This window comes from Allostreptomyces psammosilenae (assembly GCF_013407765.1).
In the GTDB taxonomy this organism is placed as follows: Bacteria; Actinomycetota; Actinomycetes; order Streptomycetales; family Streptomycetaceae; genus Allostreptomyces; species Allostreptomyces psammosilenae.
The window spans coordinates 1,891,326-1,907,203 of record NZ_JACBZD010000001.1 but is presented as its reverse complement, the minus strand read 5'-3'; the positions used below and the strand labels follow the sequence as shown (position 1 = coordinate 1,907,203).

The 15,878-nt window shown below is 73.7% G+C and carries 10 protein-coding genes; 2 read left to right on the top strand and 8 right to left on the bottom strand.

Translation table 11 applies throughout. The features are described 5' to 3' along the window. Positions 1-63 precede the first annotated feature (63 nt). On the top strand, positions 64-1,158 hold the full coding sequence (locus FHU37_RS07615) for a serine hydrolase domain-containing protein (RefSeq protein ID WP_179813444.1): 1,095 nt from the start codon (positions 64-66) through the stop codon (positions 1,156-1,158). A 28-nt stretch (positions 1,159-1,186) separates the two neighbouring features. On the opposite strand, the gene FHU37_RS07610 is transcribed toward FHU37_RS07615, so the two are convergent. The 5 genes from FHU37_RS07610 to FHU37_RS07590 all read right to left on the bottom strand — a co-directional run bounded on the left by FHU37_RS07610 (position 1,187) and on the right by FHU37_RS07590 (position 8,345). After that, positions 1,187-1,618, bottom strand: coding sequence for a hypothetical protein (locus FHU37_RS07610; RefSeq protein ID WP_246449668.1), 432 nt, complete (start codon positions 1,616-1,618; stop codon positions 1,187-1,189). A 63-nt stretch (positions 1,619-1,681) separates the two neighbouring features. After that, complete coding sequence (locus FHU37_RS07605) at positions 1,682-2,635, bottom strand: sigma-70 family RNA polymerase sigma factor (protein WP_179813443.1); 954 nt, start codon at positions 2,633-2,635, stop codon at positions 1,682-1,684. Between the two features lie 18 nt (positions 2,636-2,653). Next, positions 2,654-3,853, bottom strand: a complete 1,200-nt coding sequence (locus tag FHU37_RS07600) for an NAD(P)/FAD-dependent oxidoreductase (protein WP_179813442.1) — start codon at positions 3,851-3,853, stop codon at positions 2,654-2,656. 138 nt (positions 3,854-3,991) lie between these two features. After that, entirely contained in the window at positions 3,992-4,582 is a 591-nt protein-coding gene (locus FHU37_RS07595) for a hypothetical protein (RefSeq protein WP_179813441.1), read from the bottom strand. A 154-nt stretch (positions 4,583-4,736) separates the two neighbouring features. Next, on the bottom strand, positions 4,737-8,345 hold the full coding sequence (locus FHU37_RS07590) for a hypothetical protein (protein ID WP_179813440.1): 3,609 nt from the start codon (positions 8,343-8,345) through the stop codon (positions 4,737-4,739). 269 nt (positions 8,346-8,614) lie between these two features. Between FHU37_RS07590 and FHU37_RS07585 the strand changes: the two genes are divergently transcribed. Next, positions 8,615-11,548, top strand: a complete 2,934-nt coding sequence (locus tag FHU37_RS07585) for an FAD-binding protein (protein ID WP_179813439.1) — start codon at positions 8,615-8,617, stop codon at positions 11,546-11,548. 13 nt (positions 11,549-11,561) lie between these two features. Here the strand turns inward: FHU37_RS07585 and FHU37_RS07580 are convergent, their stop codons facing one another. The 3 genes from FHU37_RS07580 to FHU37_RS07570 all read right to left on the bottom strand — a co-directional run bounded on the left by FHU37_RS07580 (position 11,562) and on the right by FHU37_RS07570 (position 15,858). Next, complete coding sequence (locus tag FHU37_RS07580; RefSeq protein ID WP_179813438.1) at positions 11,562-12,572, bottom strand: hypothetical protein; 1,011 nt, start codon at positions 12,570-12,572, stop codon at positions 11,562-11,564. A gap of 21 nt (positions 12,573-12,593) precedes the next feature. Beyond that, positions 12,594-15,239 carry a hypothetical protein gene (locus FHU37_RS07575; protein WP_179813437.1) on the bottom strand — a complete coding sequence of 882 codons (2,646 nt, stop codon included), beginning with the start codon at positions 15,237-15,239 and terminating at the stop codon, positions 12,594-12,596. Positions 15,240-15,537: 298 nt separating this feature from the next. After that, on the bottom strand, positions 15,538-15,858 hold the full coding sequence (locus FHU37_RS07570) for a hypothetical protein (RefSeq protein ID WP_179813436.1): 321 nt from the start codon (positions 15,856-15,858) through the stop codon (positions 15,538-15,540). Positions 15,859-15,878: the final 20 nt, after the last annotated feature.

The following is a 15,878-nucleotide window of genomic DNA, read 5'->3' as shown; positions in this document are numbered from 1 at the left end:
GCGGCTGGGAGCTGTGCGCGGCGGCGTTCTGACGGGCCGTGCGGGAGCGGGGAGGCGGTACGGGTGCGGGTCGAGGGGTTCGTCGCGGAGGGCTACGAGGCGGTCCGCGAGGTCTTCCAGCGGTTGGTGGACGACGGTCGGGAGACCGGTGCCGGGGTGTCGGTGTGGCGGGAGGGACGGGAGGTCGTCCGGCTGAGCGGCGGGTGGCAGGACGTCGGCCGGCTGCGCCCCTGGCGGGCGGACACGCTGGTGATGCCGTACTCGCTGTCGAAGACGTTCGTCACCCTCGCCGCTCTGGTGGCCGTCCGTGACGGCGCGTTGTCCCTGGACGAGCCGGTCGCCACCTACTGGCCCGAGTACGGGGTCAGGGGCAAGGAGACCACCACCCTGCGCCAGGTGCTCACCCACCGCGCGGGCCAGCCGCGCTTCCCGGACGCGGCCGCGGGCCTCGACCTCCTGGACGACGAAGGACTGCGGGCGTCGCTGGTCAGCGCGGCCCCGGAGTACCCGCCGGGCACCTCCTTGGGGGAGCACGCCCTGACCTACGGGCACCTGGTCGACGGCATCGTGCGGGCGGGCGCCGGCACCACCCTGCGGGAGCTGTACCACGACGTGGTCCGCCCGGCGCTCGGCCTGGACGCCTGGTTCGGGGTGCCGGACCAGGAACTGGCGCGCGTCGCCGACCTCGAGTACGCCCACCCGGACTGGCCGCGGCGCCTCCACGCGGCCCCGTGGCTGCGGATCCCCGCGGGCGCCCTGGACGTCGGCCGGACGAACTCCCGCCCCTTCCGTCAGGCGCTCTTCGGAGCGGTCAACCTGCACACCACCGCCACCGCCATGGCCGCCTTCTTCGCCGACCTCACCGGCGACGACGGACCGGTGCGCCGGCTGCTGGGAGCCGAACTCCACGACGACCTCCTCGCCTCCCAGGTCACCGACCACGACGAGGTCTTCGGCACCCGGATCACGTGGACGCTGGGCTTCGTGCGGGACCGGGGAAAGATCGCCAAGGGCGGCATCGGCGGCTCGGCCGCCTGGTGGTCCACGAGGAACCGCCACGGCTGCGCCTACCTGACCCGCCGGCTGGACGACCACTCTCGCGCCGCCGAGATCGCCGCCGCCCTGGGGGACGACCTCACCGTGGTCGGCGAGGACTGACCCGGCCGATGCCGCCGGACCGGTCGCCTCAGCTCGTGGTGCCGCCCGTCCCGGTGCCGCCGGTGGCGCGCGGCTCGGACCCGGGGTGGTGGCGGGCGCACGGCTCCTCCGGTGACCACGGGACCCAGGAGAGGGCCTCGCGCCACCCCGGGCGCCCGAAGGCCCAGGCCGCGAGCACCTCGGCGACCGGTTCCACCGCGAAGACCTCGTGCCCGCGGGGTACCCACGCCTGGAAGTGCCGGTCCGGACCTCCCTCGCGGTACTCCACCTGGTAGCTCAGGTCGTCGTTGAGGTACACCTGCATGTAGTGCTGGTCCGCGGGTTCCAGGTCGAGCCGCCGCACGATGACGAACCGCCAGGTGAGGCTCATGTCGGCGAGCAGGTCGTGCAGCTGTTCCTCGGTCGGGTCGTCCCAGGTGGTCCCGGTCGCCTCGACCGCCTGGAGCACTGGTGCTGTCATGCGGGCGACTGTAGTCATCGCGGCCCGGGTGCGGTGCTGCGCCCGGTCGCGGTCGGCGTCGGGTCACCACCGGGTGACGAGCGGGGCGTCCGGTTCGTGCCGCCGCCAGGCCTCGCTGAGGCGGACCAGGCGGGCGGGGTCGGCGACGCCGACCACGGTCGCGATCCTGCCACCCGCGATCTCGAACGCCACGGTGCCGATGACCTGCTCGCCGACCACGAAGAGGATGGCGGGGGCGCCGTTGACCAGCGCGTAGTGGATGGCGGGCGTGCCGCCGGCCAGCCGCCGCTGCACGGACGTGGGCTTGAAGCCGGCGCGCGCCACGGCGGCGATGCGCCGCGGCGTGTCGAACCGCATCAGCCGCTCGGTCAGGCCGGCGCCGTCGGAGATCGCGGTCGCGTCGTCGGTGAGCAGCGCCACGAGCCGTTCGGTGCGGCCCGAGGAGGCGGCGGCGAGGAACTCCTCGACGATCCTGCGGGCGGACGCCGCGTCGACCTCGCCGCCGCGGCGGCCCGCGGCGGTGATGCGGCGCCGTGCCCGGTGGAGGTGCTGCTGGCTCGCGGCCTCGGTGATGTCGAGGATCCCGGCGATCTCGGCGTGGCCGTAGGAGAACGCCTCGCGCAGGAGGTAGACGGCCCGCTCGAGGGGGGACAGCCGCTCCAGGAGGGTCAGCATGGCCAGGGAGACCGATTCGCGCTGCTCGAAGGTGTCGGCCGGGCCGAGCATCGGGTCGCCGTCGAGGAGCGGTTCGGGCAGCCAGGCGCCGACGGCGCGTTCGCGGCGGGCCTGTGCCGAGCGGAGCCGGTCGAGGCACAGGTTGGTGACGACCTTGGTCAGCCATGCTTCCGGCACCCTGATCCGCTGCCGGTCGGCGGCCTGCCAGTGCAGGAACGCGTCCTGCACGGCGTCCTCGGCGTCGGCGGCGGAGCCCAGCAGCCGGTACGCCAGCGAGGCCAGCCGGTTCCGGCTGGCCTCGAACCGACTGGTGTCGAAGCGATCGGTGGCGGTGCTGTCCACGCGGAACACCCTAGGCGGCTACGCGGTCACCATCTCGGCGGAGGCGTCCGCCGCAGCGGCCAGACGGCGCCTGCGCCTGGGCACGCCGAAGGTCGGGTGCGAGGTGCCCCACAGCGACCCCCGCTCGATGGCCGCCTTGATCCGCGCGGCCTTCCGCCCGCCCATGTACTTCGGCTTCGCCCGCCCTTCCTGGTCGACCGACTGCCAGATCCCGTCCCGCCGCCCGAGGCTGATGGCGTTGTACTGGTAGACCAGCTTGACGTTCGCGATCTCGCGGCCGGTCAGGCGTCCCACGATCGCCTCGATGGCCTGCCGGCCGGTGTAGCCGGCCGAGCCGCAGGACATCGGCAGCGGAAGGCCGTTGTCGCCGATGGCGTGGACACTGTCGCCGACGGCGTAGACGTCCGGGTGCGAGGCCGACCGCATGGTGCGGTCGACGACGATCCGGCCGTGCTCGGTGACCTCCAGCCCGCCGGCGGCGGCGATGGGGCTGACCGCGAACCCGGCCGTCCACACGGTCGCGTCGGACGCCAGGGCGGTGCCGTCGGCGCACAGCACCCGCGTCTCCTCGACGGCTTCGACACTGGTGTGCTCCAGCACGGTGACGCCCAGCCGGTCGCACGCCTGGCGCAGGTGGCCGCGGGCCCCGGCGGAGAGCCGGGCGCCCAGCTCGCCGCGGGCGATCAGCGACACCGACAGGCCGGGCCGGGCCTCGGCGATCTCGGTGGCGGTCTCGATCCCGGTCAGCCCGTCGCCGACGACCACCACACTCCCGTCTCCGCCCCGCCGGCCCAGGTCGTCCAGGCGCTCGCGCAGCCGCAGCGCCGATGGCCGGGCGGCGACGTCGAAGGCGTGCTCGGCCACGCCGGGGACGGCGTGGTTGTCGCCGTGGCTGCCGAGCGCGTACACGAGCGTGTCGTAGCCGAGCTCGCCGCCGCCGTCGGCGTCGGCCACGGCGACGGCCCGGCGCTCGGGGGCGATGGCGGTGACCCGGGCCACGCGCAGCCGGATCCCCGTGCCCGCGAAGACGTCGGCGAGCCGCGGGGCCTCGATGTCCCGGCCGGCCGCCAGCTGGTTCAGCCGCAGCCGCTGGACGAAGTCCGGCACGGCGTTGACCACGGTGATCTCGGTGTCCGCCGGGGACAGCCGGCGGGCCAGGTTCCCGGCCACGTAGGCCCCGGCGTAGCCGGCCCCGAGGACGACGATGCGGTGCTTCATGGGGTGCTCCCGTCCGTTCGCTTGCTCTCGGCGACTTGAGCGGAACGGCTCCCCGATTCCTGACAGGAACCCCATGTGACATGGCTCACACCCATCGGCGCGAGCGCACCGGCGCCCAACCACCTGCTCGCCGCCGAGTCAGGCCAGCGTGCGGACGATCCCGGTGAGCCACCGGTCGTATGCCCTGGAGTTGTTTCTCAGGGCGTGGCTGGCCACCACGTGAGTGGGCGTGACCTGCCAACCCACCTCGCCGGCGAGGGGCAGTTCCACGATTCGCAGGTCGAAGGGGCGGGCGGGGCGGCCCAGTTCGCTCTCCACGGCTTGCACGACGTTGGTCTCCGCCAGCCGGTGGAGGCGTTCCTTCTCCGACCGGACGTGGTCCTCGCGACGCCGGCGGCTCCAGCGCTCTGCGTCGTCGTAGCATTCGCGCACCAGGGCGGCCAACTGCGGGCCGTCATGGAGCTGGGGGAAGTCGGGCGGGGAGAGGGCCTCTTCGGAGGCGTCGTCGCGGCCCAGTTCTGCCGCCCACCACCGCTCCCACTGTTCGGTGGCGGCGGGGTCGGTCCGCGAAGCCAGGGGCGGAAGCGCCTCCACGGTGGGAGAGAGCGGGGGCACCACGGGGTCCGTGCGCGCTCGTAAGCCTGCCCGGTCGCGGACGAACAGCGCGATCACCAACGATCGGGGGTTGTCGATCCGCATCCGCCAGCTGGGTGTCCCGGTGTGTCGCATGGGGAACATCCTCCGGCCCGTGGGTGATCCCCAGCCAGCGCCCTTTCGGCCTTCGACGGTGCTCGCGGCGCGGCCACCTCGGCGTCGCCCAGGTGGCCGCGGCCGCTGGGGGCGGCCAAGCGCCGTGTCCGGTTGCCCCGCCCGCCGCGGGGCGTCAGGTGAACAGGGGCACGTCTCGGGCCAGCCCTCGCACCTCCGGGTCGGGGTGGGCGCGCAGGCGGCGCAGCTGGGCGAGCGTCGTGGGTGGCACGTTGGGGCCCGTGGTGTCGGTGATGAGGGTGACCGCCAGCAGGGCGGCGTCCGGGGTGCCCCGGTCCACCAGCGCGGTCACCGAGACGGACAGCGTCTCGTCGGTGGGCGGGGTGCGCAGCCGGCGGGCGGCGACCACCCAGTCGCGAACGGTCGTCAGCAGCGCGTGGAGCCGCAGCGGGTGCGGGCCCGCCTCGTCCACCAGCCGCAGCAGACCGTCGCGGAGGGCCCCGGGGTCGTCGGTGTCCAGCGCCGCGACGCCGAGCTGCACCGTGTGCCGGTGGTAGGTGGGGAACTCCCGCAGGGCGTCCAGGACCTCGCGGAGGTGATCCGTGCGGGCCGCGCCCACCCCGCCCAGGTCCAGGCGCAGTGCCGCGACCACGGCCTCGACCGCCCGCCGGGCCGGCCGCTCCTCGGCGCGGCGGCGGGGCTCCTCGACGGTGGGGACGGAGCCGGCGCCGCCGGCGGGTGGCTCCGGCAGTTCCTCGTCGGCGTGCGCGAGCCGCCGCACCACCTGGCCCAGCGCCCCCGGAGCGCCCCCGTCCACGGCGGCCTGGACCAGTGCCGCGGCGATCGCCGCCGCCTCGCCCGGATCGCCGTGCTCGGCGATCAGCAGGTCGGCGAGGGTGGAGGTGGATCGCGGATGCGCGGTGGCCCAGCGGCCGGTGGCGTGCGCGCGCACCGCGCGGTGCCGCAGTCGGGCGACGGAGGAGGACATCACCGCGCAGATCAGCCGCGCCCAGAACGCCTCCGTGCCGCGTGGCACCTCCAGCGGACGGACCGTCAGGACGGCCGAGGCCACCGCGGGCACCTCGACGGCCGCGCGCAGCACCGCCTGGACCTCCGGGCGGTCCGAGTGGCGACGCAACCGTTCCACAGCGGCGGCCCGCACGTCCGGGTGCTGCCCGTCGTCGCCCAGCACCGCCAGCACCGCGGGCAGGGCCCGGGGGGCGGAGCTGCCGGCGAGCAGGCGGACGGCCTCCTTGCGGGAGGTGACCTCGGCCGGCCGGCCGCCGTCGACCAGCGGCAGCAGTGCGGCGGTCAGCCGGGAGGGGCGCACCCGCCGGGCGCAGCGGGCGGCGGCGTGGGCGGCGACACGCGCGCGGTCGCCGTCGAGGTGGGGGAGCAGGGCGTCCAGGGCGGGCTCCGCGGCGTCGACGCGGGCCAGCGCGGCCAGGGCCGCCTCGGCGACCGGTACCCGTTCGTCGTCGAGGAAGGGCCGCAGCAGTTCGAAGCCGTCGTCGGGGACGTGGCCGAGTTCCTCGATGGCGCGTGTCCGGGTGGCCGGCGCCCCGGCCCCGGAGCCGCCGGCGAGGGAGAGCAGCAGTCGGCGGTAGGCGTGCTGCCGGGCCGGCGGCCAGCGGTGGTGCTCCCGGCCCGCCCAGGGGCGCCAGTCCGGTCGGCCGTGCCGGAACGCGCCGGGTGGGACGCCGTCGCCGAGGGCCGCGTCCAGCAGGTCGACACGACGACGCCGCACCACCTCCCACACCGGTGGCAGCACGATGCTGGAGGGGTCCTCGGCCAGGACCCGGGCCACCCGCTCGTCGCGCGTGGGACGCGGCTCCAGCCACATCCGGATCGCCGTGGCACGGTCCTGCTCCCGCGGCGCGCGGCAGGCGTCCTCCAGCAGTGCCTCGACCTCGGCGAGCGCCGCCCTCGACCGTGGCCCGATCCGCCCGGCCACCTCGAACAGCGGCCCGTACCGCCCGCGTGCGGCCGCCTCCACCACCCAGGGCCGCAGGGCGGACCAGAGCACCCTGGCGTCCGGCTCGCCCATGATCCGCGTGCGCCGGCCGACGGCCGGGTGGCCGAGGGCGGCGGGCCCGTGGAGGGTGACCAATTGGCACAGCGTCCGGCCGGCCCAGTCCCGCAGGGCGGGCGGCGCGTCGGCCGACAGGTGCCGCCCGGCCAGCCGGCCGACCACGGAGACCGTCTCCGACGAGCAGTCCCTGGCCTCCAGCGCGTCCCGGCACAGCCGGTCCAGAGCCGGCACGTGGACGTCGTGGAAGGCGGCACGCCGCGCGTCGGCCAGGGTACCGAGGGCCTCCCGGCGCACCGGATCCCGCTCGTTGCGCAGCCGTCCCGCGGCCAGCGTCAGGGACTCCTCGAGCGGATCCGGGCCGCCGGCGCGGGCGGCGGCCACGAGCAGGCGGCCCCAGGCGAGGGCGCGGGCCTCCGCGTCAGGATCGGCGGTCGCCGCCGACAGCGCGGCGCGGGCCTGCGGCCAGGGCAGCCAGGACCGCAGGTGCAGCGACTCCTCCTCGCCCCGGGCGGCCTCGTGGGCGATCCACCGTCGGGCGGCGGCCTCGGCCTCCTGGCGGGGGAGCAGGCCCAGCAGCCTGTCGTGGGGTGAGAAGCCGTCCGCCAGGCCGTGCTCGGGCAGGGCCGCGTGGTACAGCACGGCGCGGCGGGCCGGCGGCAGCGCGGCGAGCGCGTCGGTCAGCACGCCCGCCGCGATCCGGTGCTCCCGCAGCAGGCCGCCGAGGCGCCGCAGCGCGGCGTCGGGCAGCTCGCGCAGCGCCGCGCGAAGCGTCCCGGGAAGTCCCGACCGCGCCACCGGTGTGCGGGCACCGCCGAACCGGGCGGTCCGCCCCGCCCCCCTTCGGTACCGTGCCGCCCGGCCGGGCCCGCCGCGGAAGGCGTCGCGCAGGTGCACGGGGTGGTCGGCGAGCCAGTCCAGGGTGCCCTCCGGGTCCGCCCGCAGCGCGGCGGCCAACGGGACGGACACCTCCACGGTGCCCACCCGGCCCCAGCCGGGCGCCCGCCCCAGCAGGCGCAGCATCCGGCCGGGGTCGGTGCGGGCCGCGGTGGCCACCGCGGGGCCGTGCCGCAACCACCACAGCGGTCGCAGCGGCTCCGGCGTCCGCTCCAGCTCGCGCTCGGCCCGCTCCAGCAGCAGGCCCGGATGGTGCCGGGCCAGGGCGCGCCAGGTGCGGCCGGAGAAGTCCAGTCGCGGCAGCAGCCGGGCGACGGTGGCCGGGCCGCAGGCCGGCAGCAGGGCGGCGGCGTCCGTCTCGCCGTGGAGGCCCAGCACGCGCTCGACGACCGCGTCGGCGTGCCCGGTCAGACGCCGCCGTCGCAGCGTGCGGTACAGCCGGCGGCGCAGCTCCGGCGGCGCGTCCGGCAGCATGGGCAGCAGCGCCTCGGGGGCCACGGGCACCCGGCCGAGCAGGGGCAGCGCCAGCGCCTGCTCGCGCGGCTCCGCGGCCGCCAGCAGACGCTCCGCCACGTCGCCCCGGCGGGCGGCGACGACCATGTGGAGAGCGACGCTCCGGTGGTAGGCGCCGCCGGCCAGCAGCTCGTCGATCAGCGCGCCGAGCGGATCACCGTCCCCGCCCGCGCTCCCGGTGGTGGGCCCTCCGGCCCCGCCGCGCCCCGCGAGGGCGCGGGCGTGCTCTGCGGCCTGACGCATCGCCGCGGGGTGGGGCAGCGCGGAGAGCTCCTCGACCAGCCTCCCGGCGAGAGCGGAGCCCTCCTCCGGCCGGCCGGGTTCGTCCCAAGTGAGAGAAGTCATCGCGGGCCAGTCTGTCGCCGGCGGGGTGCCGTGTCGCGCCGTTTTCCGCCCTGGCCGGTAGCGTCCGCCGTTGCGCAACCGCGCCGGCCGTGCCCGCCTCGGGCCGGTCCGGGGGCCGATCCGCTCGGCCGCGCCGCCGTCCGCGGCCGATCCGCTCCGTGTCCGGCTCGGGGATGCCGGTCGATGGACAGCGGGGGTGCCCCACGGCACGATCACCTGTGAAGAACTCGTGTTCTTCGAGGGGCGGATCATGGCGGACGGGGGACGAGATGACCGCGCTCGGGGTTCTCGGGCTTGACGACGGCCTGGTCGCCCGCGCCGTCCATCCGCGCGGGCGGTGGATCGACGGCTGGAACCTCCACCCGACCCACCACCACGTCCGCGCCGTCGCCGACCTCGACGGGGACGGCCGCAGCGAGGCCGTCATCACCAGCGACTGGGGCGTCGGCATCCTCCAGCACGACGGCCGTGCCTTCCGTTGTCCCTTCGGCGCCGCGCGCGACACCGTGTTCGGCGAGTGGCGCTACGACGCCACCACACGGCCGGGGCGCGACCGCGTCATGGCCGCCGCCAACCTCACCGGCTCCGCCAACCCGGAACTGCTGGTGTGGAGCGGCACCGGCATGGCCGCCCTGTCGCGCACCGAGACCGGCCTCACGTCGTCGCGGCTGCACCCCAACGGGACCCGCCTCGGCGGCTGGGTCCTCAGCACCGAGGACAACCACTTCTGGGGCACCGGCCGCTTCGGCACGGACGCCCGCCAGGCCATGGTGCTGACCAGCCCCTGGGGGCTGGGCGTCATCTCCCTGGCCCGCGGCACCCACCTGGTGATGGTCCCCACCGGCACCCGGCTGGGAGGGTGGACCCTGCGCACCGACACCGACCAGGTCCGCCTCATCGCCGACCTCGACGGTGACGGCCGGGACGAGCTCCTGGTCACCGGCCGCACCGGGATCGCCGTGCTGAAGCCGCAGGACGGCGGCCTCGTCCCGCTCGCCGTGCACCGGACGGGCGAGAACCTGTCCGGCTACCTCGTGGGCCCCGGCACGTTCCCGGGGGCCGACCTGCTGCGCCCGGGAGGGGCGGAGGAGATCGTGGTCAACGACCACCGGGGCCTGCACGTGCTGGGCCTGGCCGGGAACCGGCTGGAGCGGCGGGCCTTCGCCGCCAACGGCAGCCGGATCGACGGCTGGCTGGTCGACCCGGCGGTCAACCACCTGCTGCCGGCCGGCGACCTGACCGGCGACGGCGGCGCGGACTTCGTCGTCCGGAGCCCCTGGGGCATCGGCGTGCTGGGCCTCGACGCGGACCACCGCTTCCGCTGCCGCGCCCTCCACCCCTACGGCGCCGCGCTGGGCGACTGGCGGCTGGCGAGCGGCGACGTCATCGCCGGCGCCGGTTCGTTCACCCGTCGGGACCGCCGGGAACTGCTCGTGGTCAAGCCGTGGGACGCGCCGGAGGACACCCCCCGGTTCGTCCGCACCGAGTTCGTCAACTGGCACCGCAACATCCGCCGGTCCCTGCCCACCGCCCGCCCCACCGACCTCGCCCAACTGGTCAGCGCGGTACGCAGGGCCGGCCCGCGCGTCGGCGTCGCGGGAAGCGGCTGGTCCTTCACCGACTGCGCGGTCGACGCCGGCACCCGCTCACTGATCGACACCTCCGGGTTGGGCGAGGTCCTCCAGGGCGTGCTGCCGGACGCCCTGGACGACCAGCCCGGGCGCCGGGACCGCCACCTGGTCCACGTCGAGGCCGGCATCAAGGTCCACGAGCTCAACCGCCGCCTCGACCGGCTGGGGCTGGCCCTGCCCACCCTGGGCGGAAGCCGGGGGCAGTCCCTGGCGGGCGTGCTGAGCACCGGTGTGCACGGCTCGGACGTGTCGCTGCCCCCGATAGCCGACGCGGTCCGCGCCATCCACCTGGTGGGCGCGGGCGGGCGGCAGTGGTGGATCGAACCGGCCACCGCCCCCCTCACCACCCGGGAGGGAATCGACCGGGCGAAGGCCCGCGGCGCGCTGGACCCGTCGCTGCGCCAGGTCTGGGACGACCAGTGGTTCAACGCCGCCCTGGTCGCCATGGGCTGCGCGGGGGTGATCTACTCCGTGGTCCTGCAGTGCCGGCCCGCCTTCCGGCTGCGGTCGACCACCACGGCCGAGCCGTGGTCGCGCGCCCAGCGGCGCGTCGCGGACCTCTCCCTCCCCGACCGGCGCCCCCGCTACCTGGAGATCAACGTCAACCCCGCCGACCACAGCTGCCGGGTGGTGGTGCGGGAGGAGACCACCGAGCCGGTGCGCCTGCCGGCCGCCTCCGCCGCGCCCTCGGTGGGAGCGGTCGCCGCCGCGGTCGGCCTGGTCGGTCCCGGCGCGCTGGGCGTCCTGCCCGCGGCGATCGGCGCCTACGTCGCCCGCACCACCGCCGAGATCGGGGCCCTGCTGGCCGTTCCCGTCGCGGGTCCGGTGCTCGCCGCGCAGCGCACGGAACAGGCCCTGCGCCCGGTGGAGGACGCGCACCGGCTGCTGCTCGAACTGAACCTCGCGGCCGTCGACCCGCACGACCCCCGCCGCGTCGCGGACGTCCTGCCGACCGCGATCAACCTCCTGTGGGCCATCGGTGCCTTCGTGGTACCCGGCCGCGCCCTGGTGGACCGGTTGCAGAGCACGCTCACCGCACAGCAACGGCCGGAGGGCACGACCGTCGGGCCGAGCTTCCGCGTCATGACGGGGCAGCCCGACAGCGCCGAAGACGGCTCGCAGAACCACGACGAGACCGAGCGGCTGGTGGAGAGCCACGAGTACGCCGTGCCGGCCTCCCGTGCCGTCGCCTTCGTCGACCGGCTGCTGTCGGTGATCGGCGGGCTGCGCGCCGGCCCCGACGCGCTCATCGCCAACCTCAACCTGCGTTTCACGGCGCGCTCCCGGGCGACCCTCGCCATGCAGAGGTTCGACCGCACCTGCCACGTGGAGATCTACACCTTCCGCGGCCTGCGGGGGAACGACGCCTTCCGGGCCCGTCTCGGCGAGGTGGTGCGCGAGTTCGCCGCGGTCCCGCACTGGGGCCAGTTCCACTCACCCACCGAGGCCACGCCGTGGGCACGCGACGGCGCGCTGGACCGCTGGCGGACCGTCATGCGCGCCCTGTCCGAGGGCGACGAGTCCTTCTGGTCCGACTTCGCCCGGGCCCGCGGGCTGCTCCCCGGCGAGTAGCCCCGCGCCCCGCTCAGTTGCCCGCCAGCGCGGCCAACTGCAGCAGCCTGCTGTTGCAGACGCCTGCCGAGCTGGGCGGCGGGTACGGGGGAGTGGCCTTGATCGGCGTGTTGGGCGCGGTGATGTTCCGTGACAGGGTCGCCACGAACACCGTGGCTATCTCCTTCGCGGCTCCCTCCATGTGCTCGCAGGTCCGCGCGGCGCTGCGGCCGACGAGTTCCCCGGTCGGCAACCAACGGGTCGCCGCGTACCAGTAGCCGAAGTCGGTGAGTTTCTTCGTGAGACTGGTGGTGAGCGTCGCGGCGTTGGTGATGCCGGTCGGGGCGACGGTCGCCCCGATGGCGGTGGAGAATCCCGCCGCCCGTTTCGTCCAACCGCTCGATGTGGCGGGGATGAGGTATGCCTTGACCGCGTCGCTGACCGTGCCGCCGAGGGCGGGCGGGCCGCCCGGGTTCGTTCCGGCGGCAACCATGTACGCGGCGGCGTCGCCCTCCAGGTTGTCGGTGACGCCGTAGTCGGAGCTGGCGTTGTGGAACACCACCTCGACGTTGGCGGCGGGGTCCTTGGCGCGGCGGCGAGCCAGATTGGCCGCTCCGCCGCCGAGGTCCCCGAGCCAGGTCACGACCTCGAGTCCTGTTCCCCCTTCGGGATAGACGAGCGCTCGGGTGATGCTGGTGCGCGTCTCCAGGCCGATGAGGAGGTGCCCGATGTCCACCGAGCGTGCCCCGTCCCTGATGCTCTGCGAGTCCTTCAGGTCCTGGAGCACGCTGGTTCTGGCGAACGCGGGTCGCGGATCGGCGGGGGTGTGGCCGGTGTAGCTGACGAAGCCGGCGTTGCGGATCACCGCCCCGGGGAGGGAGCGCTTGCTCTCGACCTCGTAGTCCAGGGACCAGGTCGTCCCGTAGTACACGCCGCGTAGCGTCTGGAGTCGGTCCTCGACCTTGGACTGTCCGGCCTTGGCGAGGAGGGCCTCCGCCTTGGCGAGGAGTGCCACGACGGCGGCGAAGGACTGGGCCTTCGTCATGGTGGGCCTCCCAGTGCTGGCTCACGCGATGTCGGGAAGGTCGGACGTCATCGCGATGTCGGTGCCGGAGGTGGGGGTGTACTCGTTCCACTCGGCGATGAGCGCGCCCTTCTCACCCGGCTGCAGCACCGCGAACGGGGTTGTGGTGCCGTTGTGCGCGAACCCCACCCTCTCGAGGGTGATCTGCGTGGCGCTCGGAACGGCGGTCACCCGTACCGCCTCCTGGACGTGCCGCTCGTCCTCGACGTCGAGGACGACGGGCAGACCGACCACGAACCCGGCACTGCTCTCGACCCTGATGGTCACCGGCGTGGCACTCGGGGAGACGTTCGCCGAGCACGTCGTGTACACCGCGTCCTGCAACCGCGCCACCGTCCTCCCGGGGTTGGCAGGCGGGATTCCCGGATAGTTGCGGTCGTCGTACGCGGCGATCTCCTGCGCGATCGAGAGATACTCCTCCGGGATCTGTGCTCCGATCGAGCCGCCTTCGGTGAAGCGCATCCAGCGCTCCTCCCAGCCCTTTCGCACGGTCAGCACGATGCGAGCGCTGCCGGCCCGCAGGAACGCCTGCCGGTTGGGATCGGGGTGGCGGAGTTCGCGGACGAACCGCCAACTGGGTGGGACGTCCCAGAAGTACGAGTAGAGGAAGGTGACGACGTTCTCCCACTCGATCGCCTGGTTGATGAAGCGGACCAGATCCTCGTGCTGCCTCAGCAGTGTCCACTGCTCCTGGCTCAGGCCCAGCTTGGACTCGTCGAATCCGATGCCGTGGGCGAGGTCGACGCCCGCGGCCTGGAAAGCGGCGAGCACGCTGTCCGGCATGAAGGCGAAGTCGGGCCCGAGGACGAAGCGCAGCACGCTCTTCATGATCTCGTCGTTCTCCTCACGGCGGAGCGTGAGGGTGTCGACGTTGGCCAACTGCTCCTCGATCGCCAGGATCTGCGCCGCGATCTCCTGTTGACGTGCGACGTACTTCGCCTGTGCGGCGTCGAAGATCGTGCGCCAGACCTCGTTGCGCCACTGTTCGATGGTCTCCTGGGTGAGGTCGCAGAGGGTGGTGAGCTGGACGTGGACCTGGTCGGAGTGGTGGAAGAAGAAGGTCACCTTCTGCTTGCCGGTGTGCCCTTGGAGGAACGGCTGTCCGGAGGCGGCCATCAGCTTGTGGTCGCGTATGATCAGCGGGCCGGGCACGTTGTTCCATTCCGCTCTGATGACCGTGCCGATGACGTCGAAGTTCAGCTTGTTCTCGTCCCCGTCCTGCTTTCCGATCTGACCGTCGAGGCGGATCTCGCGGATGCGGGTGGAAGTGGGAACCTCGAATTCGACGTCGAGGAACCACCAACCTCCGTTCGTGGGAGCACGCCCGCTCCCGGTTACGGGGTTGGGTTCGGCCGGGTACGGTTTGACTGTCGCCCCGTACTGGTCGGCGATCCGCTTGTACTTCGGTATGCCGGGTGCTCCGGGGCCCACGGGGTTTCCGGCCGCGTCCACCAGGGTGGTCGTGATGTCGGAAGGCTTGACCGGGAACTCGAAGGGGCCCTGCTGCGCGCGCAGGCCCTCCAGTTCGGCGTACACCCGGCGCATTGCCGCGCCGGGCTCCGGCACGACGATGTCGTAGGTGAGGCGGAGTCCGTACCGGTACATCCGTACGCGCCACTTGCGCATCAGGCTGAAGTAGTCGACGCGTATCGGTTGGGGGGAGGTGTTTCTCAGCGTGCGGGTCGACGTTTCGGAGGTTCCGGTCTCCGTCTTCGTCGAGATCGTGATCTTGTGTTCCTGTCGCGATCGCGACGATGCCCTCGTCGTGGTGGCCCGCGCGTGTTTGATGCTCTCCGTCGCGGACTTGGACGTGGAGTCCTGCGCGGTGAAACCGGCCGTGCTCGATCCCGAGATGATCGGTATCCCGCCCTGGACCGTGCCGGTGATGTTGACCTGGTTGGAATGCTGGCTCTGGGACGTCGTTGACTGGGAGATGTCGGTGTTGTCCGTGACGCCGGTCTCGCTCACCTCTTCGAGCGAGTCCGTCACGATCGTCGTGAATTCCTTGGAGGTCACCGACCACTCCTTGTGGGTGACGGCAGTCTCCTCACCGGGTGCCATCGGGATGGTGGACACCAGTTCGCCGCGTTCGATCCCGTTGGGAACCATCTCGATCCGCTCGAGATTGAGCATGCCCACCGGCGGGGTCGTGGCCGCGATGTCGAGCCCGCGCAGGGCCACGATGGCGGAGTTCAACGACTGGGCGTACCGGCCGACATCCCGTTCCGACCGGGTTTCCTGCGCCTTCCTCAGCAGTTCGGACCTCATGTCCGTGAGTTCGCCCGCGAAGGTCTTCAGCTCGGACGAAGGCACCTCGGCCGCGGCGGCGATGTCCGGAACCAGTGCCGGAACCAGCGGCTCCTCGAACGCGGCGAGCAGGTCGAGGGTCTCGGCCGATATGCGCTGCGCGTATTCGCCCCGGAGTGCACGTCCTGGGGCGCCGAGCCGTTCCCGCACACGTTCGGTCTCACCGGGAGTCAGCGCGAGTTGCCGGATCGCCACGTACTTCGCGAGGCCACCGGAACCAGCGTCCGTTCCCTGCGCGGGCGCGACCTCGACCGGGACCAGAGTGCCCTTCGCGATTTCCCGGGCGGAGTTTCCCAGAAGGGGCGGGGACGTGGGAGACATGGTGATCCCCTCCGGATCAATGTCTGTCCCGCTGGGAGCGATGTGGTCAGGCAGGGAAGAGGGCCACGGCTGTGTCGTGGGTGGCGCCGACTGCGAGCCTGGCCACCGCGCGTACGCGTTCCAGACACGAGCTTTGCATGTGATGGTCACCATCCACCCTCGCACCAGTCGGGGCCGCGCGCTACCCCGGCCGGTTCCCCCGGGCACGGGGCGAGGCGGGCCCCTTGGGGGCCCGCCTCGCACACCGCGCACCGATTGGGACCGGCGCTGTTGGTGACGACCGTCGGAAGGGCGCTGCTCAGTCCTTCTTCTCGTCGTCCTTCTTGTCGTCGTCCTTCTTGTCGTCGAGCTCGTCGTCGAGCTCGTCGTCGAACAGGTCCGTGCTGGCGAACTCGAAGTCCTCGAAGAGGAGGGTGTCCTCGCCGACGAGCGCGGTGAAGCCGTCGACCGCGAGCGCGTCGCCGGCCTTGGCGAAGTCGACCTGCTGGACGAACACCGTGTCGTCGAGGATGGCCACCTTGTCGTCCTCGAAGGCGTCGGCGGCGTAGGCCGGGGAGCCGAGGCCCAGGGCGGCGACGGTGCCGACGGCCACAACGGCGATGCGCTGGCTGATGCTCATGTGACGGTTTCTCCTTCGGA